The organism is Streptomyces albireticuli (assembly GCF_002192455.1).
In the GTDB taxonomy this organism is placed as follows: domain Bacteria; phylum Actinomycetota; class Actinomycetes; order Streptomycetales; family Streptomycetaceae; genus Streptomyces; species Streptomyces albireticuli_B.
In genome coordinates this window covers 1438905-1462108 of the sequence record NZ_CP021744.1, presented here as the reverse complement: position 1 = coordinate 1462108, position 23204 = coordinate 1438905, and the positions used below count along the sequence as shown (strand labels likewise).

General features: G+C 75.1%; 18 protein-coding genes. 15 read left to right on the top strand and 3 right to left on the bottom strand.

The window, feature by feature from the left end:
* Positions 1-311: 311 nt before the first annotated feature.
* The 12 genes from SMD11_RS06400 to SMD11_RS06345 all read left to right on the top strand — a co-directional run bounded on the left by SMD11_RS06400 (position 312) and on the right by SMD11_RS06345 (position 17594).
* A complete protein-coding gene (locus SMD11_RS06400; protein ID WP_159395246.1) occupies positions 312-3101 on the top strand; it encodes an AAA family ATPase in 2790 nt (929 codons plus the stop codon).
* Between the two features lie 69 nt (positions 3102-3170).
* Positions 3171-4004, top strand: a complete 834-nt coding sequence (locus SMD11_RS06395) for a M55 family metallopeptidase (protein WP_087925507.1) — start codon at positions 3171-3173, stop codon at positions 4002-4004.
* Positions 3997-5361, top strand: a complete 1365-nt coding sequence (locus SMD11_RS06390; RefSeq protein WP_087925506.1) for a M20/M25/M40 family metallo-hydrolase — start codon at positions 3997-3999, stop codon at positions 5359-5361. Before SMD11_RS06395 ends, SMD11_RS06390 begins: the two co-directional genes overlap by 8 nt.
* Positions 5362-5389: 28 nt before the next feature.
* On the top strand, positions 5390-7375 hold the full coding sequence (locus tag SMD11_RS06385; protein ID WP_199843808.1) for a prolyl oligopeptidase family serine peptidase: 1986 nt from the start codon (positions 5390-5392) through the stop codon (positions 7373-7375).
* A 238-nt stretch (positions 7376-7613) separates the two neighbouring features.
* Complete coding sequence (locus SMD11_RS06380; RefSeq protein ID WP_087925505.1) at positions 7614-8417, top strand: 2,3-dihydro-2,3-dihydroxybenzoate dehydrogenase; 804 nt, start codon at positions 7614-7616, stop codon at positions 8415-8417.
* 316 nt (positions 8418-8733) lie between these two features.
* Positions 8734-9972: an isochorismate synthase DhbC gene (dhbC, locus tag SMD11_RS06375; RefSeq protein WP_418952507.1), complete on the top strand. Its 1239-nt coding sequence runs from the start codon at positions 8734-8736 to the stop codon at positions 9970-9972.
* On the top strand, positions 9969-11636 hold the full coding sequence (locus SMD11_RS06370) for a (2,3-dihydroxybenzoyl)adenylate synthase (protein ID WP_087925503.1): 1668 nt from the start codon (positions 9969-9971) through the stop codon (positions 11634-11636). Before dhbC ends, SMD11_RS06370 begins: the two co-directional genes overlap by 4 nt.
* Before the next feature lie 19 nt (positions 11637-11655).
* Positions 11656-12288, top strand: a complete 633-nt coding sequence (locus SMD11_RS06365) for an isochorismatase family protein (protein ID WP_087925502.1) — start codon at positions 11656-11658, stop codon at positions 12286-12288.
* 4 nt (positions 12289-12292) lie between these two features.
* Complete coding sequence (locus tag SMD11_RS06360) at positions 12293-12523, top strand: phosphopantetheine-binding protein (protein WP_087925501.1); 231 nt, start codon at positions 12293-12295, stop codon at positions 12521-12523.
* Entirely contained in the window at positions 12520-16542 is a 4023-nt protein-coding gene (locus SMD11_RS06355; protein ID WP_087925500.1) for a non-ribosomal peptide synthetase, read from the top strand. Before SMD11_RS06360 ends, SMD11_RS06355 begins: the two co-directional genes overlap by 4 nt.
* On the top strand, positions 16542-17267 hold the full coding sequence (locus SMD11_RS06350) for a 4'-phosphopantetheinyl transferase family protein (protein WP_087925499.1): 726 nt from the start codon (positions 16542-16544) through the stop codon (positions 17265-17267). The genes SMD11_RS06355 and SMD11_RS06350 overlap by 1 nt, the downstream gene beginning before the upstream one ends.
* 72 nt (positions 17268-17339) lie before the next feature.
* Complete coding sequence (locus tag SMD11_RS06345) at positions 17340-17594, top strand: DUF1049 domain-containing protein (RefSeq protein WP_087925498.1); 255 nt, start codon at positions 17340-17342, stop codon at positions 17592-17594.
* 57 nt (positions 17595-17651) lie between these two features.
* Here SMD11_RS06345 and SMD11_RS06340 read toward each other — a convergent pair whose 3' ends face one another.
* Both SMD11_RS06340 and SMD11_RS06335 read right to left on the bottom strand, forming a co-directional pair.
* A complete protein-coding gene (locus SMD11_RS06340; RefSeq protein WP_087925497.1) occupies positions 17652-19334 on the bottom strand; it encodes an FAD-binding protein in 1683 nt (560 codons plus the stop codon).
* Positions 19335-19676: 342 nt separating this feature from the next.
* Positions 19677-20444, bottom strand: coding sequence for an SDR family oxidoreductase (locus SMD11_RS06335; RefSeq protein ID WP_087925496.1), 768 nt, complete (start codon positions 20442-20444; stop codon positions 19677-19679).
* A gap of 78 nt (positions 20445-20522) precedes the next feature.
* Between SMD11_RS06335 and SMD11_RS06330 the strand changes: the two genes are divergently transcribed.
* The gene (locus SMD11_RS06330; protein ID WP_087925495.1) at positions 20523-21173 is read left to right on the top strand and encodes a TetR/AcrR family transcriptional regulator; all 651 of its coding nucleotides are present in this window, start codon (positions 20523-20525) and stop codon (positions 21171-21173) included.
* Between the two features lie 68 nt (positions 21174-21241).
* A complete protein-coding gene (locus SMD11_RS06325) occupies positions 21242-21793 on the top strand; it encodes a hypothetical protein (RefSeq protein WP_087925494.1) in 552 nt (183 codons plus the stop codon).
* A gap of 153 nt (positions 21794-21946) precedes the next feature.
* Here the strand turns inward: SMD11_RS06325 and SMD11_RS06320 are convergent, their stop codons facing one another.
* Positions 21947-22330, bottom strand: coding sequence for a hypothetical protein (locus tag SMD11_RS06320; protein WP_159395245.1), 384 nt, complete (start codon positions 22328-22330; stop codon positions 21947-21949).
* 293 nt (positions 22331-22623) lie between these two features.
* Between SMD11_RS06320 and SMD11_RS06315 the strand changes: the two genes are divergently transcribed.
* A complete protein-coding gene (locus SMD11_RS06315) occupies positions 22624-23199 on the top strand; it encodes a GNAT family N-acetyltransferase (RefSeq protein ID WP_087925492.1) in 576 nt (191 codons plus the stop codon).
* Positions 23200-23204: the final 5 nt, after the last annotated feature.

Here is a 23204-nt window from a genome sequence, read left to right as displayed (position 1 = left end):
CTTTCCGGTGGGTGATCCGTCCGGCGCGGAATGCCGGTCGCCGAGCCCCCGGGTGCGAGCCGGAGGGACGGAGGGGTGATCCACCGCCCCCGTTCGCTTCGCGCATCGCGCAAAGATTGGGCAAAGGAGCCCGAAGGTACGGACCTCCGGGGGTTACGTTTGGGCCTGTCGGGATCGAACACCGTCTCGATACGGGGGTGATGCGTGAACGACCGTTCGGGCCTGAGTCGGTCACGCGTCCAGCACTTGATTTGTGTCGGCCGGTCAGGCCGGGGGGCCGTCGGTCGCCACCGCATGGGGGATGCAGGGAAATGGCGACGCTGGTGGAAAGGGAGGACGCGCTTGCGACTCTCAGGAACGCCTATGAGGAATGCGAAGGGGGCCGCGGCCGCACGGTAGTCGTCAGCGGCCCGCCCGCCGGCGGCAGGTCGGAGCTCCTGCACGCCTTCTGCGACCACGTCCTCGGCTCCGGGGCCCTGCTGCTCATGGCCGCCGGCTCCCGGCCGGAGCGCACCGTACGCCTCGGCGTCCTCAGCCAGCTCGTGCACAACGCCCCGCTGCCACCGGACCTCGTCCGCCGGGTGGCCGAGGCGGTGGTCGACCCGGCCTTCGCCCCGGACCGGGCGGGGGAGCGGGGCGGACCGGAGGGCCGCCGCACCGGCACCGGCCTGATCGGGGAGGCCTGCGAGGCCCTGCTCAGGCTCGCGGAGCACCGCACGGTCGTGATCGCCGTCGACGACCTGCACTTCGTGGACGAGGAGTCCCTGCGCGCCCTGCTGTACCTGCGCCGGTGCGTCCGGCCCGCGCGCACCCTGCTGCTGTTCACCGAGTGGGCCGACGTCTGGTGCGCCCGGTCCGCCTCCGCCGCGCTGCGCGCCGAGCTCACCGGCCCGCCGTACCGCCGGATCCGGCTCGCGCCCCTGACGCGGGACGGCGTGGCCCGGCTCGTCGCACAGAGCCTCGGCCCGGCAAGGGCCGCCCGCTGCGCCGCCACCTACCACCGGCTCACCGGGGGCAACCCCACGCTGGTGCGCGCCCTGATCGAGGACGACGCGGCCGCGGGCGACCCGGGCGGCCCGCCGGCGGTGGGGGAGGCCTTCGACCGCGCCGTGCTCGCCTGCCTGCACCGCTGGGAACCCGGCCTGGCCGCCCTCGCGCGGGGCGTCGCCCTGCTCGGCCCGCGCGCCTCCGCCCGGCTCGCCGGGGAGCTGCTGGGCTCGCCCCCCGGCCTCGTCGCCCGCGGCCTGGAGGCGCTCGGCGAGGCCGGGCTGCTGGAAGCCGGCCGGTTCCGCCACCCCGCCGTCGCCGCGGCCGTGCTGAAGGACCTGGACCCCGCCGAGGCGCACCGGCTGCGCGCCCGTACCGCCGAACTCCTCTACCACCACGGCGCGGTCGCCGAGGAGGTCGCCGACCACCTCGTGGCCGCGGGCGGGGTGCCCGGCCCGTGGGCCGTCGCCCCGCTGCGCGAGGCGGCCCGGCGGGCCCTCGTGGTCAACGACGACGCGCGCCTGGCCGCCGAGTACCTCGGCCTCGCCCGCCGCTGCTGCCGGGACGAACACGAACGGGCCTCAGTCACCGCCGAGTTGGCCATGGCCCGCTGGCGCACCAACCCGTCCGCCGCGATCCGGCTGACCCCGCTGCGCGACGCCCTCTCCCACCCCGGGCCCAGCGCGCGGGACATGCCGGTCGTCGTCCGCAACCTGCTCTGGCGCGGCGACCACGGCGAGGCGGAGAAGGCGCTCACCCTGCTGCACGGCGGGAACGGCCGGCTCGACGCCCAGACCGCCGCCGAGATCGACCTCACCTACCAGTGGATCTACGGCCCGCGCCGCGCCGCCCCGGGCCGCGCCGCGCCCGCCCGGCCGGACGCCGCCGACCCCTGGACCCGGGCGGCCGCCGTCCTCGGCGCGCGGCTGCACGCTTGGCGCCGCGACGAACTGGTCGAGAGCGCCTGGCACCTGCTGCGCGGCTCGCGGCTGAGCGAGACCTCGCTGGGCGTCCTCGCCACCGGCCTGATCGCGCTGACCTACGCCGACGAACTGGACCGCGCCGTGGCCTGGTGCGACAGCCTGGTGGCCGAGGCGGTCCGGCGCCGCGCCCCCGCCTGGCGGGCGATGCTCGGCAGTGTGCGCGCGGACCTCGCGCTGCGCCAGGGGGACCCCGCCGCCGCCGGGGCGTACGCCCGGACAGCGCTCGACCTGGCGAGGGCGCAGAGCTGGGGCGTGCTGATCGGTTACCCGCTCTCCACGCTGGTCCTCGCGGCGACGGCGACGGGCGCGTACGACGAGGCGTACGCGGAACTGGAGCAGATGCCGCCCGACCACACCTTCGAAACGGTGTTCGGGCTGCGCTATCTGCACGCCCGCGGCCATCTGCACCTCGCGACGGACCGGGTGCTGGCCGCGTACACCGACTTCACGCGGTGCGGCGACCTGATGCGCGAGTGGGGCGTGGACATCCCGGCGCTCGTGCCCTGGCGCGGCGACCTGGCCCAGGCCCAGCTCCGGCTGGGCAACCGGGACGCGGCCCGCGACCTGGTGACCGCGCAGCTGGCCCGGCCGGGCGCGATCGGCGCCCGGCTGCGCGGGATCTCCCGGCGGATCCTCGCCGCGAGCGCCGGCCGGGGCGAGCGGGTGCCGCTGCTGCGCGACGCCGTCGCCGATCTACGCGCGTCGGGCGACCGGCTCGAACTGGCCCGGACCCTGGCGGACCTCAGCCGCGCCCACCAGGAGGCGGGGGACCCCGCCCGTGCCCGCCGGACGGCCCTGGCCGCGGCCGGGGAGGCGCGGGCCGGCGGCGTCACGGTCCGCACACCGGACGTCCTCGACCTGGTGCGGGAACCCGGGGCCCGGCCGGGGCCGCCCAGGACGCCCGACGACCGGCTCGCCGCCCTCAGCGACGCCGAGCTGAGGGTGGCCGCGCAGGCGGCGCTCGGCTACACCAACCGGGAGATCGGCACCCGGCTGCACATCACCCCGAGCACCGTCGAGCAGCATCTGACCCGCGTCTACCGCAAGTTGCGCGTCGGCGGCCGCCGCCATCTGCCGGCCGCGCTCCTGCCGTGCCTCCCGGGGGCGGCGGACCGGCGGCAGGCCGTGTGAAGGCGACACACGCTTCCGTGCGCGCGGGGCTCTGGTCCGGGCGTGCGCCCTCGCGTAGCGTGACGGGACATGAAGATCCTGATCTCCGCGGACATGGAAGGCGTCACCGGTGTCACCTGGCCGGCCGACGTGCTGCCCGGCGCGTCGCAGTGGGAGAGGTGCCGGCACCTGTTCACCTCGGACGTGAACGCGGCCATCGCCGGGTTCTTCGCCGGGGGCGCCGACGAGGTCCTGGTCAACGAGGCGCACTGGTCCATGCGCAATCTGCTGCTGGAGGAGCTGGACGAGCGGGCGCGACTGCTGACGGGCAAGCACAAGTCCCTCAGCATGGTCGAGGGCGTCCAGCACGGTGACGTGGACGGCATCGCGTTCGTCGGGTACCACGCGGCCGCGGGGGCCGAGGGGGTGCTCGCCCACACCTATCTGGCGAACTCGCTCACCGGCGTATGGGTGGACGGCACGCGGGCCAGCGAGGGGTTGCTCAACTCTCTGGTCGTCGCGGAATACGGTGTGCCCGTGGTGCTGGTGACCGGCGACGACCGGACCTGCGAGGACGCCAAGGGGTATGCCCCCGACGCCCGTTCGGTCGCCGTCAAGGACTACGTCTCGCGGTACGCGGCGGTCTGCCGCCCGCCGGCCGTCACGGCCGCGGACATCCGGGCCGCCGCGCGGGAGGCGACGGCCCTCGCGGTGCGGCACGAACCGGTCCGCGGCGGGCCCTTCACGCTGGAGCTGGAATTCGACGCCGAGCATCTGGCCGGTCAGGCCACCTGCGTCCCCGGCGTCGAGCAGTGCGGGGAGCGCCGGGTCTCCTACACCACGCCGACCATGTACGAAGGCATCCGCTGCTTCAAGGCGGTCACGACCGTCGTGGGCGCGTCGGTGGAGGAGCAATATGGCTGAGAGCGGGACGGGCACGGCGACCGGGACCGGGCACGCGGGGCCGGACGAGCGGGCCCTCGCGGAAGCGGTCCGGTTCACCTCGGACCTGATCCGGATCGACACCACCAACCGGGGCGACGGGGACTGCCGGGAGCGCCCCGCCGCCGAGTACGTCGCCGGGCTGCTGGCCGACGCCGGGATCGACCCGGTCCTGCTGGAGCGGGAGCCGGGGCGCACCAATGTCGTCGCCCGGATCCCCGGCACGGACCCGGACGCCCCGGCGCTGCTGGTCCACGGCCACCTCGACGTGGTGCCCGCCGACCCGGCCGACTGGACCGTCCACCCCTTCTCGGGCGAGGTCCGGGACGGCACGGTGTGGGGCCGCGGCGCCGTCGACATGAAGAACATGGACGCCATGGTGCTGGCCACCGTGCGGTCCTGGGCCCGTTCGGGCGCGCGGCCGCGCCGGGACATCGTGCTCGCCTTCACCGCCGACGAGGAGGACCGCGCGACCGCGGGCGCCCGCTTCCTCGCCGAGGAGCACGCCGGGCTCTTCGAGGGCTGCACGGAGGCCATCGGCGAGTCGGGCGCGTACACCTTCCACGCCGACGGCGGGCTGCGGCTCTACCCGGTGGCCGCGGCGGAGCGCGGCACATGCTGGATCGAGCTCACGGCCCGGGGCACGGCCGGCCACGGCTCGAAGATCAATCATGACAACGCGGTCGTGGCCCTCGCGGCGGCCGTCACCCGGATCGGCGCGCACGAATGGCCGGTGCGGCTCTCCCCGGCCGTCCGGGCGGCGCTGCGCGAGATCTCGGTCCTCTACGGCATCGACGCCGACCCGGACGCCCGGGACTTCGACGTGGACCAGCTGCTGGCCAAGCTGGGCACGGCGGCCAAGCTGGTCGCCGCGACGGTGCGCAACAGCGCCAACCCCACGATGCTGAACGCGGGGTACAAGGTCAACGTGATCCCCGGGACCGCCACGGCCCGGGTCGACGGTCGGGTGGTGCCGGGCGGCGCCGAGGAGTTCCGCGCCACCATGGACCGGCTCACCGGGCCGACCGTGGACTGGGAGTTCGTCCAGCACGGCCCGGGGTCCCAGGCGCCGGTCGACGCCCCGCTGTTCGCGAGGATGCGGGCCGCCGTCGAGCGCTTCGACCCGGAGGGGCACGTGGTGCCGTTCTGCATGTCCGGCGGCACGGACGCCAATCAGTTCGCCCGGCTGGGCATCGCCGGCTACGGCTTCTCGCCGCTGCGGCTGCCCGCCGGCTTCGACTACCAGGCGCTGTTCCACGGCGTCGACGAGCGGGTGCCCGTGGACGCGCTGCACTTCGGCGTCCGGGTGCTCGACCACTTCTTGCTCGACACAGTCTGATGAACCGTCCTGAGGAGGCGTAAGCAACATGGTGTCCACGGCGCCCTACGGAGCGTGGCAGTCCCCGATCGACGCCGAGCTCGCCGCGTCGCACGGCGGCCGGCCGAACTTCGTGGGCACGGTCGGTGACGAGGTGTGGTGGGTGGCGCCGCGCCCGCGCGAGGAGGGTCGCTTCGCCCTGGTGCGCCGGCGGGCCGACGGCGAGGAGCGGGCGGTGCTGCCCGCGCCGTGGAACGTGCGCAACCGCGTCTTCGAGTACGGCGGCTGCCCGTGGGCGGCCGTGCCCCGGGAGACCGGTGGCCCGCTGGTGGTCTTCACCCACTTCACCGACCAGCGGCTCTACGCCTACGAGCCGGACGCCCCGGGCGGCGGCGGGCCGCGGCCCCTGACGCCCCTGTCGCCGGTGGGCGGCGGCCGCCGCTGGGCGGACCCGGTGCTGCTGCCGGAGCGCGGCGAAGTGTGGTGCGTGCTGGAGGAGTTCACCGGCGAGGGCCCGTCGGACGTGCGCCGGGTGCCGGTGGCCGTGCCGCTGGACGGCTCCGCGGCCGAGGACCGGGGCGCGGTCCGGGAGCTGGCACCGGACACGCACCGCTTCGTCACCGGTCCCCGGCTCTCCCCGGACGGGCGCCGGGTGGCCTGGATCGCCTGGGACCACCCGCGGATGCCCTGGGAGGGCACCGAGCTGCGGACGGCCGAGGTCACCGGGGACGGCCGCTTCTCGGGGGCGCGCACGGTGCTGGGCGGACCCGCGGAGGCCGTCGCCCAGGTCGAGTGGGCCCCGGACGGCTCGCTCCTCGCGGCGACCGACCGCTCCGGCTGGTGGAACCTCCACCGCGTGGACCCGGACACGGGGGAGCTCACCGCCCTGTGCCGCCGCGAGGAGGAGTTCGCGGGACCGCTGTGGGTCCCCGGGCTGCGCTGGTTCGCGCCGCTGCCGCACGGCCTGATCGCCGTGGTGCACGGCCGCGGGGCCGCGGTCCTCGGCATACTCGACCCGGCCACCGGTGAGGTGGTCGACGCGGCCGGGCCGTGGACGGAGTGGGCGGCGACGCTGGCGGTCAGCGGCACCCGGGCCGTGGGCGTCGCGGCGAGCCCCCGCGGCGCGTACGAGGTGGTGGAGCTGGACGCGTGCACCGGCCGCGCCCGCGCGATCGGCGCCCGGCACGTCGACCGGGTGGACGCCGCGTACTACCCGGAGCCGCGGATCCGCGTCTTCACCGGCCCCGGAGGCCGGGAGATCCACGCGCATGTCCACCCGCCGCACAACCCCGACTTCACCGGCCCCGCGGACGAGCTGCCGCCGTACGTGGTGTGGGCGCACGGCGGCCCCACCGCGCGGGTGCCGCTCGTCCTGGACCTGGAGATCGCCTACTTCACCTCGCGCGGCATCGGCGTCGTCGAGGTGAACTACGGCGGTTCGACCGGGTACGGGCGGGAGTACCGCGAGCGGCTGCGGGGCCGCTGGGGCGTGGTCGACGTGGAGGACTGCGCGGCGGTGGCCGAGGCGCTCGCCGCGGAGGGCACCGCGGACCGGGCCCGGCTGGCGATCCGCGGCGGCAGCGCGGGCGGCTGGACGGCGGCCTGCTCGCTCACCGCCACCGGTCTCTACGCCTGCGCCACCATCCTCTACCCGGTGCTGGACCTGCTGACGTGGGCGCGCGGCGGCACGCACGACTTCGAGTCGCGCTATCCGGACAGCCTGATCGGCCCCGTCGAGGACGCCGACCGCTACCGGGAGCGCTCGCCGCTCGCCCGGGCGGACCGCGTCTCCACCCCGTTCCTGCTGTTGCAGGGGCTCGCGGACCCCATCTGCCCGCCCGCGCAGAGCGAGCGGTTCCTGGAGGCGATCGCCGGGCACGGGGTGCCGCACGCCTATCTCACGTTCGAGGGGGAGGGACACGGCTTCCGCCGGGCCGACACCATGGTCCGCGCGCTCCAGGCGGAGCTCTCGCTCTACGCCCAGACCTTCGGGGTCACGGCGCCGGGGGTGCCCGCGCTGGAGTTCGTGAAGTGAACCCGGTTTCCGCGAGGGACGGGTGAGGGGCGGTCAGGGGGGGCGCACGCCGGGGGCGCCTTCCTATAGGCAAGAGCCTGAGGTTAGCCTAACCTAAGCCTATATTCGTGCCCGCTGCGCCCGCGTGCCGCTCCGGACCCCTTCCGTCCGGGCGTGCGTGGGCGCGGCCGGGCGCCCCGGCCCGCCCGGCCGATGCGTCGCGAGCGAGCCGGGCATGTAAGGTGAGGCTTACCTTAGTATGAATGGAATCGGGGGAACAGCCGTGCAGCAGTCCGAACTCTCCGGCCGCGTCGCGCTGGTGACCGGAGCCGGCCAGGGCATAGGCGAGGCCGTGACACGCGCCCTCGTCGCACAGGGAGCACGCGTCGCGGCCCTCGACTGGACCCCGGACGGCGTCAAGCGCCTGGAGGCCGAATTCGGCCGGGACACCGTCACCGCCCACACCGCCGACGTCGCCGACAGCGCCGCCGTGGAGGCGGTCCTCGACGAGGTCGAGCGCACCGTCGGCCCGCTCGCCATCCTCGTGAACGTCGCCGGCGTGCTGCGCACCTCCCCGGTCGTCGAGATGACCGACGACATCTGGCAGCGGACCTTCGCCGTGAACTCCACCGGCGTCTTCAACGCCTCCCGCGCCGCCGCCCGCCGGATGGCCGAACGCCGCTCCGGCTGCATCGTCACCGTCGGCTCCAACGCCGCGGGCGTGCCGCGCACCAGCATGGCCGCGTACGCCGCCTCCAAGGCCGCCGCCACCATGTTCACCAAGTGCCTCGGCCTGGAGCTGGGCCGCAGCGGCGTCCGCTGCAACGTCGTCTCGCCCGGCTCCACCGACACCGCCATGCAGCGCGACCTGTGGACCGACGAGCAGGCCCCCCTCCGCGTCATCGAGGGCGACCCCGCGAGCTACCGCGTCGGCATCCCCCTCGGCCGGATCGCCGAGCCCTCGGACATCGCCGACGCCGTCACCTTCCTGGTCTCGGACCGCGCCCGGCACATCACCATGCACGACCTCTACGTCGACGGCGGCGCGACCTTGCGCGCCTGACGACGCATCGGGCCGGCACTCGACCGCCGGCCGCACCCACCACTCACCTCCCCCACCCACTCACGGGAGGGGCCGGGCCGGAGGGGGCCTGGTGAGGGGCGTAGAGCGAAGCAGCCCCTCACCAGGCCCCCGGAGGCCCGGCCCCGCACCCGGAAGCCCCGCGCGGCGGACATCACCCGCCGCGGCGGGACACCGCGCAGGGGCGAGACCCGACCCCGCGGAACGTAACAACCCAGACCCGACGAGACCCGTCGGGAGAACGGAGCAGCAGGTGACCACGGCTCACCACGTCGCCGACCGGCCGAGCGAGCCCGACGTGCCCGCCCCGACCAGCGGCGGACCCGCGGCACCCGGGGCCCCCGGCCACCGCCCCACGGCGGCCGCCGACACCGTAGGCGCCGCGACCTCGCTGCTCGACGCCTACGAGCCCGGGCGCGCCCGCTTCTTCGCCTCCCCGACCCGCACCCTGCTCGCCCACGGCGTCCGCGCCGAGGTCCCGCACGGCACGGCGCCCCTGGTCCAGCGCGTCACCGAGACCCTCGACGCCCAGCTCCTGGCGGGCAACCAGGCGCCCGTCGTCATCGGCGCGGTGCCCTTCGACCCGACCGCCCCCGCCGCGCTCGCCGTGCCCGAGGCCGTCCGCTGGGCCCCGCCGCTCGCCGAGGACCCGCTGATCGCCCTGCCCGCCGCCGCCCCCGCGCTCGCCTGCTGGGACATCCGCCCGGTCCCCGAGCCCGCCGTCTACGGCGCCGCCGTCGCCGAGGCCGTCCGCCGCATGAAGCGCGGCGACTTCAGCAAGGTCGTCCTCGCCCGCACCCTGGAGCTCAGCTCCGACCGCGAGCTGGATCTGCCCGCGCTGCTCCAGCGGCTCGCCCGCCGCGACCCCTCCGGCTACACCTTCGCCGTCCCGTCGGCCCCCGGCCGCACCCTGCTCGGCGCCAGCCCGGAACTCCTCGTGGCCCGCCGCGGCCGCACCCTCGTGGCCAACCCGCTGGCCGGCTCCACGCCGCGCAGCGCCGACCTCGCCGAGGACGTCCGCCGCGCCGCCGCCCTGCTCCAGTCGGAGAAGGACCTCCACGAGCACGCCGTCGTCGTCGACGCCGTCCGCGAGGCCCTCGCCCCCTTCGCCCGCACCCTCGACGTGCCGGCCCGCCCCACCCTGGTGCGCACCGCCGCCATGTGGCACCTGTCCACGACCGTCACCGGCGAACTGGCCGACCCGGCCGTCTCCGCCCTGGAGCTGGCCTCCGCCCTCCAGCCCACCCCGGCGGTCTGCGGCACCCCCACCGACGTCGCCCGTGACGTCATCAACGAGCTGGAGCCCTTCGACCGCGGCGCCTATACCGGCATGGTCGGCTGGGGCGACGCCCGCGGCGACGGCGAATGGGTCGTCACCATCCGCTGCGCGGAGGCCGAGGGGCGCACCCTGCGGCTGTTCGCCGGTGCCGGCGTCGTCGAGCAGTCCTCGCCGGAGGCCGAGACCGCCGAGACCGGCGCCAAGTTCCGTACGTTCCTCGACGCCGTCGGCGCGGACCAGCAGGAGGCCGGCCGATGAGCCAGCGCACCACCCCCCAGGACGACGCCCCCGGGTACCCCGCCGAGTTCGCCGAGCGCTACCGCGCCGCCGGCTACTGGCGCGGTGAAACGTTCGGGCAGATGCTGCGCGACCGCGCGGCCGCCCACCCGGACCGGATTGCGATCGTCGACCCCGGCGCCGAGCCGGGCGGCGCGGGCCGCCGGGCCTGGACGTACGGCGAGCTCGACGCCCGCGCCGACCGGCTCGCCGCCGGCTTCCTGGAGCACGGCATAGCCAAGGGCGACCGGGTCGTCCTCCAGCTGCCGAACGTCGCCGAGTTCTTCGAGGTCGTCTTCGCCCTCTTCCGGATCGGCGCCCTGCCCGTCTTCGCGCTGCCCGCCCACCGCGAGAGCGAGATCCGCCACTTCTGCGCCTTCACCGAGGCCGTCGCCTACGTCATCCCCGACGTCGAGGCCGGCTTCGACCACCGCGACCTGGCGAGCAAGGTCCGGGCCGGGACCGGCACCCTCCGCCACGTCTTCGTCGTCGGCGACCCGGGCGAGCACACCGCGCTGCGCGACGTCGCCCGCGACCCGGTGGAGATCACGGACGGCCCCCGCCCCGACGACCTGGCGTTCCTCCAGCTCTCCGGCGGCTCCACCGGCGTGCCCAAGCTGATCCCGCGCACCCACGACGACTACATCTACTCGCTGTGGGGCTCCAACGAACTCTGCGCCGTGGACGAGCACAGCGTCTACCTCTGCGCCCTGCCCGCCGCCCACAACTTCCCGCTGAGCTCGCCCGGCACCCTCGGCGCCCTCTACGCCGGCGCCCGCGTCGTCCTCGCCCCCCGGCCGAGCCCCGACGTCGCCTTCCCCCTCATCGAGCGCGAGGGCGTCACCCTCACCGGGCTCGTACCGCCGCTCGCCCTGGTGTGGACCGAGGCCGCCGCGGCCACCGCGCACGACCTCTCCAGCCTGGACGTCCTGCTCGTCGGCGGCGCCAAGTTCAGCGAGGAGGCCGCCCGCCGGGTCACGCCCGCGCTCGGCTGCCGGCTCCAGCAGGTCTTCGGCATGGCCGAGGGCCTGGTGAACTACACCCGCCTCGACGACCCGTACGAGACCGTCGTCACCACCCAGGGCCGCCCGATCTCCCCCGACGACGAGGTCCGGGTCGTCGACGACGAGGACAACGACCTCCCCGCCGGCGCGACCGGGCACCTCCTCACCCGCGGCCCGTACACCATCCGCGGCTACTGGCGGGCGCCCGAGCACAACGCCACCGCCTTCACCGCGGACGGCTTCTACCGCACCGGCGACATCGTCCGGCAGACGGAGACCGGCCACCTCGTCGTCGAGGGGCGCGCCAAGGACCAGATCAACCGGGGTGGCGAGAAGGTCGCCGCCGAGGAGATCGAGAACCACATCCTCGCCCACCCGTCCGTCCACGACGCCGCCGTCGTCTCCATGCCCGACGACTACCTGGGCGAGCGCACCTGCGCCTACGTCGTCCTGCGCGAGGGCGCCGACCCGGTGAAGTCCCTCGCCATCAAGAAGTTCGTCCGCGAGCGCGGGCTGGCCTCCTACAAGGTCCCCGACCGGGTGGAGTTCGTCGAGGAGTTCCCGCAGACGGGCATCGGCAAGGTGTCCAAGAAGGACCTCCGCGCGGCCATCGCCGCCCGGCTCGCCCCCGCACAGCACTGAGAAAGGCCCACCGAACACCATGGCGCTCCCTGCCATCTCCCCGTACCCGATGCCGGCCGCGGACAGCCTGCCCGCGAACAAGGTCGACTGGACCGTCGACCCGGCCCGGGCCGTGCTGCTCGTGCACGACCTCCAGAACTACTTCCTCGGCGCGTTCGAGGCGGGCGCCTCGCCCGTCACCGAGCTGCTCGCCAACGTCGCCACGCTCAAGGAGAGCTGCGACCGGCTGGGCGTGCCCGTCGTCTACTCCGCGCAGCCCGGCGGCCAGAGCGCCGCCGAGCGCGGCCTCCAGCAGGACTTCTGGGGCCCCGGCCTGCCCGACGACGAGGACGCCGAGGCGATCGCTCCGGCCGTCGCGCCCACCGGTGCCGACACGGTTCTGACGAAGTGGAAGTACAGCGCCTTCGTCCGCACCGACCTCGCCGAGCGGATGGCCGCGCAGGGCCGCGACCAGCTGATCATCGTCGGTGTGTACGCCCACATCGGCGTGCTGATGAGCGCCGCCGACGCCTGGATGCGCGACATCCAGCCCTTCCTCGTGGCCGACGCCGTCGCGGACTTCTCCGCCGAGGACCACGCCATGGCACTGCGCTGGGCCGCCGCCAAGTGCGCCGTGGTGACCACCACCGACCGGCTCTTCGAAGGGGCGTAACACCATGGCTCTCACCCTCGACCAGATCCGCGCCGATGTCGCCGACGTCCTCGGCGAGGACCCCGCGGACATCCCCGACGACGAGAACCTCGTCGACTACGGCCTCGACTCGGTGCGCATCATGACCCTCGTCGAGCGCTGGCGCCGTGACCACGGCACCGAGGTCACCTTCGTGGACCTCGCCGAGCAGCCGGCCATCGAGCAGTGGGTCCCCCTGCTGGGGGCCCGGACATGACCGTCCGCACGCTCGACCGGGCACCCCTCCCCGGCCCCTCCGGCGCGCGCACGCCCGCGCCGGAGGGGCTGCCCCTCACCGCGGCCCAGTCGGGCATGTGGTTCGCCCAGGCGCTCGACGCCGGCAGCCCCGCCCTGAACACCGCCGAGTGCATCGAGATCCACGGCGACGTGGACCCCGCCCGCTTCGCCGACGCCCTGCACCGCACCGTGGGCGAGGCCGACGCCCTGCGCGTACGGATCACCGGCACCGCCGACGGGCCGCGCCAGCTGCCCATCGCCGTCGAACCGCCCGGCCACGGCTTCCCCCTCTACGCCGCCGACCTGCGCGACCAGGGGGATCCCGACGCCACCGCGCGGGCCTGGATGCGCGCGGACGCCGCCGAGCCCTTCGACCTCGCGGCCGGACCGCTCTTCGCCCACGGCCTCTTCCGCGTCGGCGACCACCGCTGGCTCTGGTACCAGCGCGTCCACCACGCCGTCCTGGACGGCTACGGCTACTCCCTCGTCGCCCGCCGCGTCGCCGAGGTCTACTCCGCGCTCGTGGCCGGCACCGACCCGGGCCCCAGCCCCTTCGGCCGCCTCGCCGCGCTCGTCGAGGAGGACGCCGCCTACCGCACCTCCCCGGCGCGCGACCGCGACCGCGCCCACTGGCTCGCCGGCTTCGCCGACCGCCCCGAGGCCCCCACCCTGGCCGGCCGCACCGCCCTGCCCTCCCGGACCTCCGTGCGCAGCACCGCCCACCTCGCCCCCGAGCGCACCGACCGGCTCCGCCGGCTGGCCGGCTCCGTCCGGGCGACCTGGACCGATGTGCTCTTCGCCGCCCAGGCCCTCTACCTCGCCCGCGCCACCCGCGCCGAAGAGGTCGTGCTGGGCCTGCCCATGATGGGCCGGATGGGCTCGGTCGCCCTGCGCGTCCCCGGCATGGTCATGAACGTCCTGCCGCTGCGGCTGACCGTCACCGCCGACACCACCTTCGCCGAGCTGACCCGCCAGGTCGTCCTCGGCATCCGCGCCGCCCGCCGCCACCAGCGCTACCGCTACGAGGACATCCGCCGCGACCTCGGCCTCCTCGGCGAGGGCCGCGCCCTGGTCGGCCGGCTCGTCAACGTCATGCCGTTCGACTACGGACTGACCTTCGCCGGCGCCCGCTCCGACGCCCACAACATCGTCTCCGGCCCGGTCGACGACCTCACCGTCAACATCTACGACCGCGCCGACGGCACCGGCCTGCGCGTCGACTACGACGGCAACCCCGCCCTCTACGGGCAGCACGAACTCGCCACCCACCAGGACCGCTTCCTCGACCTGCTGGCCCGGATCGCCGACCGCGACCCGCACCTGCCGCTGGGCGGCCTCGCCCTGGCCACCGACGCCGAGTGCGAGCGGGTCCTCACCGAGTTCAACGACACCGCCGTCGAGGTGCCGCCCACCACCCTGATCGGCCCGATCGAGGCCCGCGCCGCCCGCACCCCGGGCGCCACCGCGCTCGTCTCCGGCACCGAGACCCTCACCTACGCCGAGCTCAACGCCCGCGCCAACCGCCTCGCCCGGCACCTGATCACCCTCGGCGTACGGCCCGGCGCGCTCGCCGCCGTCGCCCTGCCCCGCTCCACCGACCTCGTCGTGACCCTGCTGGCCGTCCTCAAGGCCGGCGGCGCCTACCTGCCGCTGGACACCGCGCACCCCGCCGCCCGGCTCACCGCCGTCCTCGACGGCGCCCGGCCCGTCTGCGTGCTGACCGACCTGGCCGGCCGCGCCGCGCTGCCCGCCCCCTCGCGGGGCGCCACCCCGCCGGCCGTCGTCGCCCTCGACGACCCGGCCCTGCGCGCGGAACTCGCGGAGCTGCACCCCACCGACCCCGGCCGGGCGCTCACCCCGCAGCACCCCGCCTACGTCCTGCACACCTCCGGCTCCACCGGCACGCCCAAGGGCGTCGTCGTCCCGCACTCCGCGATCGACAACCGGCTGCGCTGGATGCAGGACCGCTACCGGCTCGCGCCCGGCGACCGGGTCCTCCAGAAGACCCCCACCGGGTTCGACGTCTCCGTCTGGGAGTTCTTCTGGCCGCTGCGCGAGGGCGCCACCCTCGTCGTCGCCGGCCCCGACGACCACCGCGACCCCGCCCGGCTCGCCCGTACCGTCCGCGAACAGGGCGTCACCGCCGTCCACTTCGTCCCTTCCATGCTCCAGCTCTTCCTCGCCGAGCCCGGCGCGGCGGAGTGCACCGGGCTGCGCCACGTGTTCAGCAGTGGCGAGGTCCTGCCCCGGGACACGGCCGACGCCTTCCACCGCCTGCTGCCCGGCACCGCGCTGCACAACCTCTACGGGCCCACCGAGGCGGCCGTCGACGTCACCCACCACACCTGCGAGCCGGGCGAGACCGGCCCCGTGCCCATCGGCCGGCCCGTCTGGAACACCCGCCTCTACGTCCTCGACACCGCCGGCCGGCCCTGCCCGCCCGGCGTCCCCGGGGAACTCCACCTCGCCGGCGCCCAGCTCGCCACCGGCTACCTCGGCCGGCCCGACCTGACCGCGGAGCGCTTCACCGACGACCCCTACGGGCCGCCCGGGGCGCGCATGTACCGCACCGGTGACCTGGCCCGCTGGCGCGAGGACGGCTCGGTCGAGTACCTCGGCCGCACCGACCGCCAGGTGAAGGTGCGCGGCCAGCGTGTCGAACTCGACGGGATCGAGGCCGTCCTGGCCTCCCACGAGCACGTCGGCGCCGCCTGCGCCCTGGTCCGCGAGGACCGGCCCGGCGACCCCCGGCTGGTCGCCTATGTGACTCCGGCCTCGGCGGATGCCGCCGCCGAGGCCGGTGAGCCGGACCCCGCGACCCTGCGGGCCCATGTGGCCGCCCGGCTGCCCGAGGCCATGGTGCCCACCGCCGTGGTGGTCCTGGACGCCTTCCCCGCCGGCCCCAACGGCAAGCTGGACCGCGCCGCCCTGCCCGCGCCCGGCACCGCCGGGACCACCGAGGGCCGGGAGCCGCGCGACGCCCGCGAGGAGACCCTCACCCGCCTGTTCGCCGAAGCGCTCGGCCTGCCGCACGTCGGCGTCGACGACAGCTTCTTCGAGCTCGGCGGCAACTCCCTCCTCGCGGCCCGGCTCGTCGCCCGCGTCCGCGACGTCCTCGGCGCGGACCTCGCCATGGGCACCCTCTTCCAGGCCGCCACCCCGGCGGCCGTCGCCGTGCGGATGCGCGCCGACGGCACGGCGGACGAGGCGGCGCTCGGCCCCGTCCTGCCGCTGCGCCCGGCCGGCGCCGGCACCCCCCTGTTCGCCCTGCACCCGGCGGCGGGCCTCGGCTGGTGCTACACCGCGCTGCTCACCCACCTCGCCCCGGACCAGCCGCTGTACGGGCTCCAGGCCCGCGGCCTGCGCCCGGGCGACGCCCGGCCCGAGCCGTACGCCTCCCTGGAGGAGATGGCCGCCGCGTACGCGGAGCGCGTCCGGGGGATCCAGCCGCACGGCCCGTACCGCCTGCTGGGCTGGTCGGCGGGCGGGGTCCTCGCACACACCGTCGCCGTCCTCCTCCAGGAGGCGGGCGAACGGGTGGAGCTGCTGGCGATGATGGACGCCTACCCGTCCGACCAGTGGCGCGAGCGCCTCGGCACGGTCGAGGCGGACGCCCTCGCGGCGCTGCTGGAGACGGCGGGCTGCGCGGCCGGGGACACCCCGCTCACCCGCGAGGCCGTCACCACCCGGCTGGGCGCCGTGGACAGCGCGTTCGCCACGCTCCCCGCGGACACCCTGGGCGCGGTCGTCGACACCGCCGTCCGCACCACCGCGCTCACCCGCGGCCACCGGCACCGGGTCTTCGACGGCGACGTCCTCTTCCTCACCGCCGCGGCGCCCCGCGCCGAGACGTGGCTGACCCGCGAGGCCTGGCGGCCGTACGTCACCGGTAATCTGATCAACCGTGACATCGACTGCGCCCACGCGGAGATGACGCGGCCGGGCCCGGCGGCGGAGGTCGCGCGGGCGGTGACCGCACACCTGGGGGAGAAGAGCTGATGAGCGAGGGCGGCGGAGTTCCGGGGCGGGCCGGCGGGCAGGTGCCCAGGATCCTGGGCCGGGACCCGCTGCCCGGCGGCTGGGTCCGCGGCGGCCCGCCCCAGGTGTGGCTGCTGCGGATCGCCGACCACGCGCCCGAGCCGCCCGAGGTGTACGAGCGGATCCTGGACGCCGGCGAGCGGGCCCGGGTCACGGCGTTCTTCCGCGACCTCCACCGGGAGCGGTACGCCGCGGCCCACCTCGGGCTGCGGCGGCTGCTCGGCGCCTACCTGGGCACCGGCCCGGCGGACGTCACGCTGACGCGCGAGCCGTGCCCCGGCTGCGGGAAGCCGCACGGCCGCCCCGCGGTCGCCGGGGCGCCGCTGCACTTCAACCTCTCGCACGCGGGCGACCTCGCGCTCTTCGCCTTCGCGGACACCCCGGTGGGCGCGGACGTCGAGGAGGAGCAGCCCGCCGACGTCGTCGACGGGGTGGCGCGGATGCTCCACCCCGACGAGACCGCGGAGATCGGCGCGCTGCCCGGCCCGGACCGGGCGGCGGCCTTCGCCCGCTGCTGGACCCGCAAGGAGGCCTACCTCAAGGGCACCGGAACGGGCTTGTCGGAGAACCCGGCAGTGACCTACGTGGGCTCCGGCGCGGCCCCGGTGTCGCCGGTGGGCTGGGCCCTCACGGACGTGGCCGTCGGCGCGGGCCACGCGGCGGCGATCGCGGTGGCGACGGCCTGAGCCGCGCCCCGGCGCCACCCGTACGGAGGCGGTCCCGAGGCCCCGGGCGCGGGGCGCTGCCATGGTGGGGCCATGAGCTCCCGACCCAAGGGCCCGGCGGCCGGCGGGGCCTCCGGCGGCCGCCTCCGCGAGCTGGCGACGCCCGGCCGGATCGCCCTGCTGGTCGTCGCCGTCCTCGCGCTCGTCCTCGTCTTCGAGAACACCCGCCATGTGAAGATCCGCATCATCGGCCCCGAGGTCTCGATGCCGTTGTGGCTGGCCCTGGCGGCGATGCTGGTCGTGGGCTGGCTGCTGGGGCGGTACGTGTCGGTGCGGGGCCGGAGGTAGCGGCGCCGGGGGAGTGCCCGCTCGCCGACCTCCGCGGCACCCCCCGGCGCCGCGGCGTCAGCTCTTCGGGAGCGCGACCGACAGCGAGTGCCGGAAGACGTTGCCCGGGTCGTACCGCTTCTTCACCTGCTGGAGCCGTGCGTAGTTGTCCTTGTAGTACAGCGCGTGCCACGGCACGCCCGACGTGTTCTGCGCGGGGTCGGCCATGTCGGTGTCCGGGTAGTTGATGTAGCAGCCGTCGCTCTGCCCGCCCAGGCCCGGCACCCCGCCCGTGGCCGCGAAGAACTTCCCGTAGAAGCCCCGGATCCAGCCGAGGTGGGTGGCGTCCTGCGCGGGGTCGTTCCAGAACGTCTGGAACAGCATCTTGAGGGACGCGCTCCGCTGCGGGTAGGCGGTGGCGTCCGGAGCGACGGCGTTGACCTGCCCGCCGACGGGGAACAGCACCAGCATGGTGCGGGTGTTGCGGTACCCCGGGTCGGTCATGGCCGCGTACACGGCCGCGGCCTGCGCGTCCGTGAAGTTCGCGCGCAGGTACCCGGACTTGTGGGCGCCGCGCATCGTGGGGTCGTTGAGGGTGGAGTTGCTCGTGCCGATCAGCCGGGTGGCCTGGAGCCAGGGGAGCTGCCGGGCCGCGGCGAGCCGCGGCATCGCGGGCAGCTCGCCGTTGGGCCGGTCCAGGGCCTTGACCTGGGCGCCGGTCCCCGCGGTCACGGCGGCCAGGTAGTCGTCCATGAGCTGGGCGGCGCCCGGCACCGTGGCGTCGACCTGGGTGAACATCCCGATCACGCCGTTGGCCTGGGAGGAGATGTTGAGGATGCTGTTGAGGTGGCGGTTCTTGGAGTCCGGGGCGCTGTTGGCCTCGAACCAGGCGCCGTAGTTCTTCAGCAGCCGGGTGAAGCCCTGCTCGTCCAGCTGGCTCCAGGGGATGCCGACGGCGTTGACCAGCACGGTCGACGGCGGCGAGATCAGCTGGGCGCCGGGCGCGGAGCCGGTGGCGCCCGGCGAGCGGAACCAGTAGCGGGTCACCAGGCCGAAGTTGCCGCCACCCCCGCCGGTGTGCGCCCACCACAGGTCGCGGTCGGGGTCGTTCGCCTCCCGCGTGGCGCGGACGATCCGGGTCTCCCCGGCGGCGTTGACGACGACGACCTCCACCGCGTAGAGGTGGTCGACGACCAGCCCGTGCCGGCGGGAGAGCAGCCCGTAGCCGCCGCCCGCGACATGGCCGCCGATGCCGACGCCGTAGCAGGTGCCGCCGGGGACGGTGACGCCCCAGCCCCGGTACAGCGACTCGTAGACGTTGAGCAGCCGGGCGCCGGGCTCGACGGAGAAGGCCCGCATCCCCGGGTCGTACCCCACCCGGTTGAGCTCGGAGAGGTCGAGGATGACCTTGACGTCGGGGTGGCTCACGAAGTCGGCGAAGCAGTGTCCGCCGCTGCGCACCGCGACCCGCTTGCCCGCCTTGACGGCGTCGCCGAGGGCCTTCGCCGCGTCGGCCGGAGACTTGATCATCTTGATGTAGTCGGGCCGTGCGGTGAACCGCGTGTTGTTGCCCGTGGTCAGCGGGGCGTAGCGGCCGTCCGCCGGCAGGACGGTGGCGCCGCCCGCGGTCTCCAGCGAGGCTCCGGACTCGCCGGGCGCGGGTTCGTCGGCCGCGCGGGCCGGTGCCGCGAGTGCGGTGAGGGCGGTGCCCCCGGTGACGGCGGCGGTCCGTCTCATGAGGGTGCGGCGATCCATGGGCATGGTGAATTCCCCCCGTGTCGGTCTTCGTGCGGAAGCGAAACCGTGCCGAGCGCAAGGCAGTTGGGCGTCAGATGTGTGTCGGGCAGCCCGGCGTCTGGGAATTGAACTGCGGAATTGACGGTTCATCAGAGTGACCTTGGTCATAAGCGGCATCGCCGCAGCGCTGAAGAGCCGTGCACGGGCGGCTCCCTGCGCCGGGGCCGGCGGAAGGCCGGATACCGCCGGGGTGCGGCGACCGGCGGCGCGGGGGTGAATCCGTCATGTCGGGGGCGGTGCGGAGGGAAAAGGGGAAGGGGCCCGCCGTGCGGCGGGCCCCTTCGGTCCTTCCCTGCGGGCGGGAGGTCAGCGCTTGGCCGACGGTCCGTTGCCCAGGGCCGAGCCGCCGCTGACGTCGATGATCTGGCCGGTCGTCCAGCCCGCGGCCTCCGAGGCCAGGAACGCCGCCAGGCCGGCCACGTCGGCGGGCGTGCCGGTCCGGCCCAGGGCCGACCAGCTCTCGGCCGTGGCGCGCATCTCCGGTATCGCGAGCCACGGGTTGAACTCCGTCTCGATGATGCCGGGCGCCACCGCGTTCACCGTGATGCCCCGGGGCGCCAGCGCCTCGGCGAGCGTCAGGGTCAGGGTGTCGATCGCGCCCTTGGTGGCCGAGTACGCCACGATGTTCGGCATGGCGATCCGGGTGGTGGCGCTGGAGAGGTTGATGATCCGCCCGCCGTCGCGCAGCCGGCCGAGCGCCTGCTGGGTGACGAAGAACAGGGACTTGACGTTGACCGCGAAGACGCGGTCGAAGTCCGCCTCCTGCACGCCCTCGACGGGGGCGAGCAGCCCGACGCCGGCGTTGTTGACGAGGATGTCCAGCCCGTCGGCGTGCCGGTCGAACTCCGCCCACAGCGCCGCCGCGTCGCCGGGGACGCCCAGCTCGGCACGGATCGCGAAGGCCTCGCCGCCGGCGTCCTGGATCGCCGCCACCACGGCCTTGGCGGCGTCGTCGTTGCTGCCGTAGTGCACGCCGACCCGGGCTCCGTCGGCGGCCAGTCGCTCGGCGATGGCCCGGCCGATGCCCCGGCTCGCGCCGGTGACGAGGGCGGTCTTACCCGTAAGTGCACCCATGGCACTGCTCCCCTTCTGTAGCGATCGCTATACGGCGGACCATAACACAATGGTTAGCGGTCGATATAGAATTCATTCATGGCAGTGAGACAGCGTGGCCGCCCCCGTTCCTTCGACCGCGAGGCCGCCCTGAGAACGGCGACCCTCGCCTTCTGGGAGCACGGTTACGAGGCGACCTCGGTAGCCGACCTGACCCGCGCCATGGGCATCGCCCCGCCCAGCCTCTACGCCGCCTTCGGCAACAAGGAGGCGCTCTTCGCCGAGGTCGTGGAGGCCTACGGGCGGACGTACGGCGACTTCGTCCGCCGCGCCCTGACGGAGGAGCCGACCGCGCTCGGCGCCCTGGGCCGGGTCCTGCGCGAGGCCGCGCGCGAGTACACCGAGCCCGGCCGCCCCACCGGCTGTCTGACGCTCATGGCGGCCACCGGCTGCACCACCTCCTCCGCCGAGGCGGAGGAGCTGCTGCGTGCCCGCCGCGCCGCCACCGTCGCCGCGTTCGAACGCCGCCTGCGGGCCGGCGCCGCCGCGGGCGAGCTGCCGCCGGACACCGACGCGGCCACCCTGGCGCGCTGTGTCGTCGCGATGATGCAGGGCCTGTCGCAGCAGGCCCGCGACGGCGCCGCGCGGGAGGAGCTGGAGGCCGTCGCGGAGACGGCCGCGCGGATGTGGCCGCTGCCGGGCGGCGGGAACCGGCCGGGGAGCGGGGCGGCTTCGGCGGACCCTGCCTGACCTGCGGCGTCACCAGGACGTCATACTTTGTCTTCCGATCAAATGATCATCGGAAGACAGGTAGCGCGGTGACAGAGACTCCCGGCACGGCCTCGGCCGCCCTCCCGGCGCACCCGCCGACGAAGGCCCTCCCGGCGCGGCGCCGGCACGCGGGCGCGTCGGAGACCTGGCGGGTCGTCGGCATCGCCGCGGGCTCGATCCTGTTCGGCGTCGCCTCCGTCCTCGGTCTCGGGGCGTGGCTGCTGGAGTCCATGGGGCCGGTGGAGGGCGTCTCCTCCGTCAGCTGCGCGAAGGCCCTGTCGTTCGCGGGCGGGGAGCTGCCCGAGCGCGCCACGGACGAGGACTGCGAGAAGAAGGACACCCTCATGGGCCCCGACATGCGCGGCACCTTCCGCATGCCGCGCGCGGACGTCCACGCCTGGCTCGCCGCCTACCCCGGCGACCGCAGCCGCTCGATCGACAAGGAGACCCCGGACGGCATCCGGACGACCCTCGACGGCGTCGTCCTGGACGTCGACGAGCCCCCGGACGCGCACCCCAACGCCGACGTCGTCCAGCTGACGGTCGTCTATGAAAGCGAGAGGACCGCCCGGGTCAGGTTCGAGACCTTCAACTACTGACGCGGGCCCGCCTGACGCGGGGACGTCGGCCGCCGGGGCCCGGCCCGGTGGCCGGTCGAGCCGGCCACCCGCGCCCGAAGGGGGGCTGGGCGCGGGCGGCCGGCGGTCCCGGGCGCCGGATGGTGGGGGACCCGGCACCCGGGGGTCATCGGGCTACGGTGTCGTGCACACCACGAACGCCCTGATCGATTCGTTCACGCTGTTGGTGTTCGTGCCTCTGACGACCCAGGACCTGCCGCTCGCGAAGGAGTCGGTGAAGAAGATCCGGATGGCGCTGGTCGTGCCCCCGCCGCCCGTCGGCACCTGGCCGGTGGGGCACGACACCGTGGCCGACCGGTTCGTGTTCGGCTCCACCGTGACGAAGTCCCCGAAGAACTGCCCGTGCGCGGCCAGCGGCTCCGCGTCCCGCTCGGCCTTCTGCTTGCTGGGCGCCACGATTCCCGGCTTGTCCTCGGGGCCGTCCGCGGCGGCCGCGACCGTGCCGACGGCGAGGGCCGCGAGGGCCGTCATGGCGAGGATAGGGGTGCGTCGTCTCATCTCGACCTCCTGTTGCCGCATGCCTTGGCCACCCAAGGGATGCGGAAGTTCCGCCTCCTAACGCTACGGAGGGGGGTCGTGCGGTCACAGGGGGTGGTGGGTGGTACGTGAGGGGCGCGCGGGGGCGCGGATGTTTGTGGCGGGTGTCGTCGAATGCGCCCTCCCGCGACGGGAGTTTTCCGTGCCGCGCCCCGCGCGGCGCCCTCGCGTACCGGGAGAGGGCGATTCCGGATCCCCGGAACGGGGAGGTCAGGGCACCCCCCAACGCCGCACCCGGCCCGTACGATGAGGAAATGGTGCTTGATCATCCCGAGGCCGGTGACGGCCGTTACCTCGCCCGCGGGCCCCGCGTCGCCATCCGCCCCCTCACCCGCGCGGACGGCCCGGAGTTCACCCGGCTGGTGCGCGCCAGCACAGACCTGCACCGGCCGTGGCTCTCGATGCCCGACACGGAGGCGACGTTCACCGCCTACGCCGACCGGCTGGACGGCGAACAGCGCGTGGGATTCCTCGTCTGCCTGCCCGGGGAGGACGGCGCGGCCGAGACCCAGGCCGGGTTCGTCAACATCAACAACATCGTGCGCGGCGCCTTCCTGTGCGGGGCGCTCGGCTACGGCGCCTTCGCGCCCACCGCGGGCCGCGGCCTCCTCGGCGAGGGCCTCGGGCTCGTACTGCGCCACGCCTTCGGCCCGTTGGGGCTGCACCGCCTGGAGGCGAACGTCCAGCCGGGGAACACCGCGTCACTCCGGCTGGTGAAGCGGCACGGCTTCCGGCTGGAGGGGTTCTCGCCCGGCTTCCTCTTCATCGACGGCGCCTGGCGCGACCACGAACGCTGGGCGATCACCGCCGACATGCTCCCCGAGTCCTAGGGGGA

Coding starts and splice junctions, on each gene's coding strand:
- SMD11_RS06400 (WP_159395246.1), top strand. CDS start 312: ATGGCGACGCTGGTGGAAAGGGAGGACGCGCTTGCGACTCTCAGGAAC.
- SMD11_RS06395 (WP_087925507.1), top strand. CDS start 3,171: ATGAAGATCCTGATCTCCGCGGACATGGAAGGCGTCACCGGTGTCACC.
- SMD11_RS06390 (WP_087925506.1), top strand. CDS start 3,997: ATGGCTGAGAGCGGGACGGGCACGGCGACCGGGACCGGGCACGCGGGG.
- SMD11_RS06385 (WP_199843808.1), top strand. CDS start 5,390: ATGGTGTCCACGGCGCCCTACGGAGCGTGGCAGTCCCCGATCGACGCC.
- SMD11_RS06380 (WP_087925505.1), top strand. CDS start 7,614: ATGAATGGAATCGGGGGAACAGCCGTGCAGCAGTCCGAACTCTCCGGC.
- SMD11_RS06370 (WP_087925503.1), top strand. CDS start 9,969: ATGAGCCAGCGCACCACCCCCCAGGACGACGCCCCCGGGTACCCCGCC.
- SMD11_RS06365 (WP_087925502.1), top strand. CDS start 11,656: ATGGCGCTCCCTGCCATCTCCCCGTACCCGATGCCGGCCGCGGACAGC.
- SMD11_RS06360 (WP_087925501.1), top strand. CDS start 12,293: ATGGCTCTCACCCTCGACCAGATCCGCGCCGATGTCGCCGACGTCCTC.
- SMD11_RS06355 (WP_087925500.1), top strand. CDS start 12,520: ATGACCGTCCGCACGCTCGACCGGGCACCCCTCCCCGGCCCCTCCGGC.
- SMD11_RS06350 (WP_087925499.1), top strand. CDS start 16,542: ATGAGCGAGGGCGGCGGAGTTCCGGGGCGGGCCGGCGGGCAGGTGCCC.
- SMD11_RS06345 (WP_087925498.1), top strand. CDS start 17,340: ATGAGCTCCCGACCCAAGGGCCCGGCGGCCGGCGGGGCCTCCGGCGGC.
- SMD11_RS06340 (WP_087925497.1), bottom strand. CDS start 19,334: ATGCCCATGGATCGCCGCACCCTCATGAGACGGACCGCCGCCGTCACC.
- SMD11_RS06335 (WP_087925496.1), bottom strand. CDS start 20,444: ATGGGTGCACTTACGGGTAAGACCGCCCTCGTCACCGGCGCGAGCCGG.
- SMD11_RS06330 (WP_087925495.1), top strand. CDS start 20,523: ATGGCAGTGAGACAGCGTGGCCGCCCCCGTTCCTTCGACCGCGAGGCC.
- SMD11_RS06320 (WP_159395245.1), bottom strand. CDS start 22,330: ATGAGACGACGCACCCCTATCCTCGCCATGACGGCCCTCGCGGCCCTC.
- SMD11_RS06315 (WP_087925492.1), top strand. CDS start 22,624: ATGGTGCTTGATCATCCCGAGGCCGGTGACGGCCGTTACCTCGCCCGC.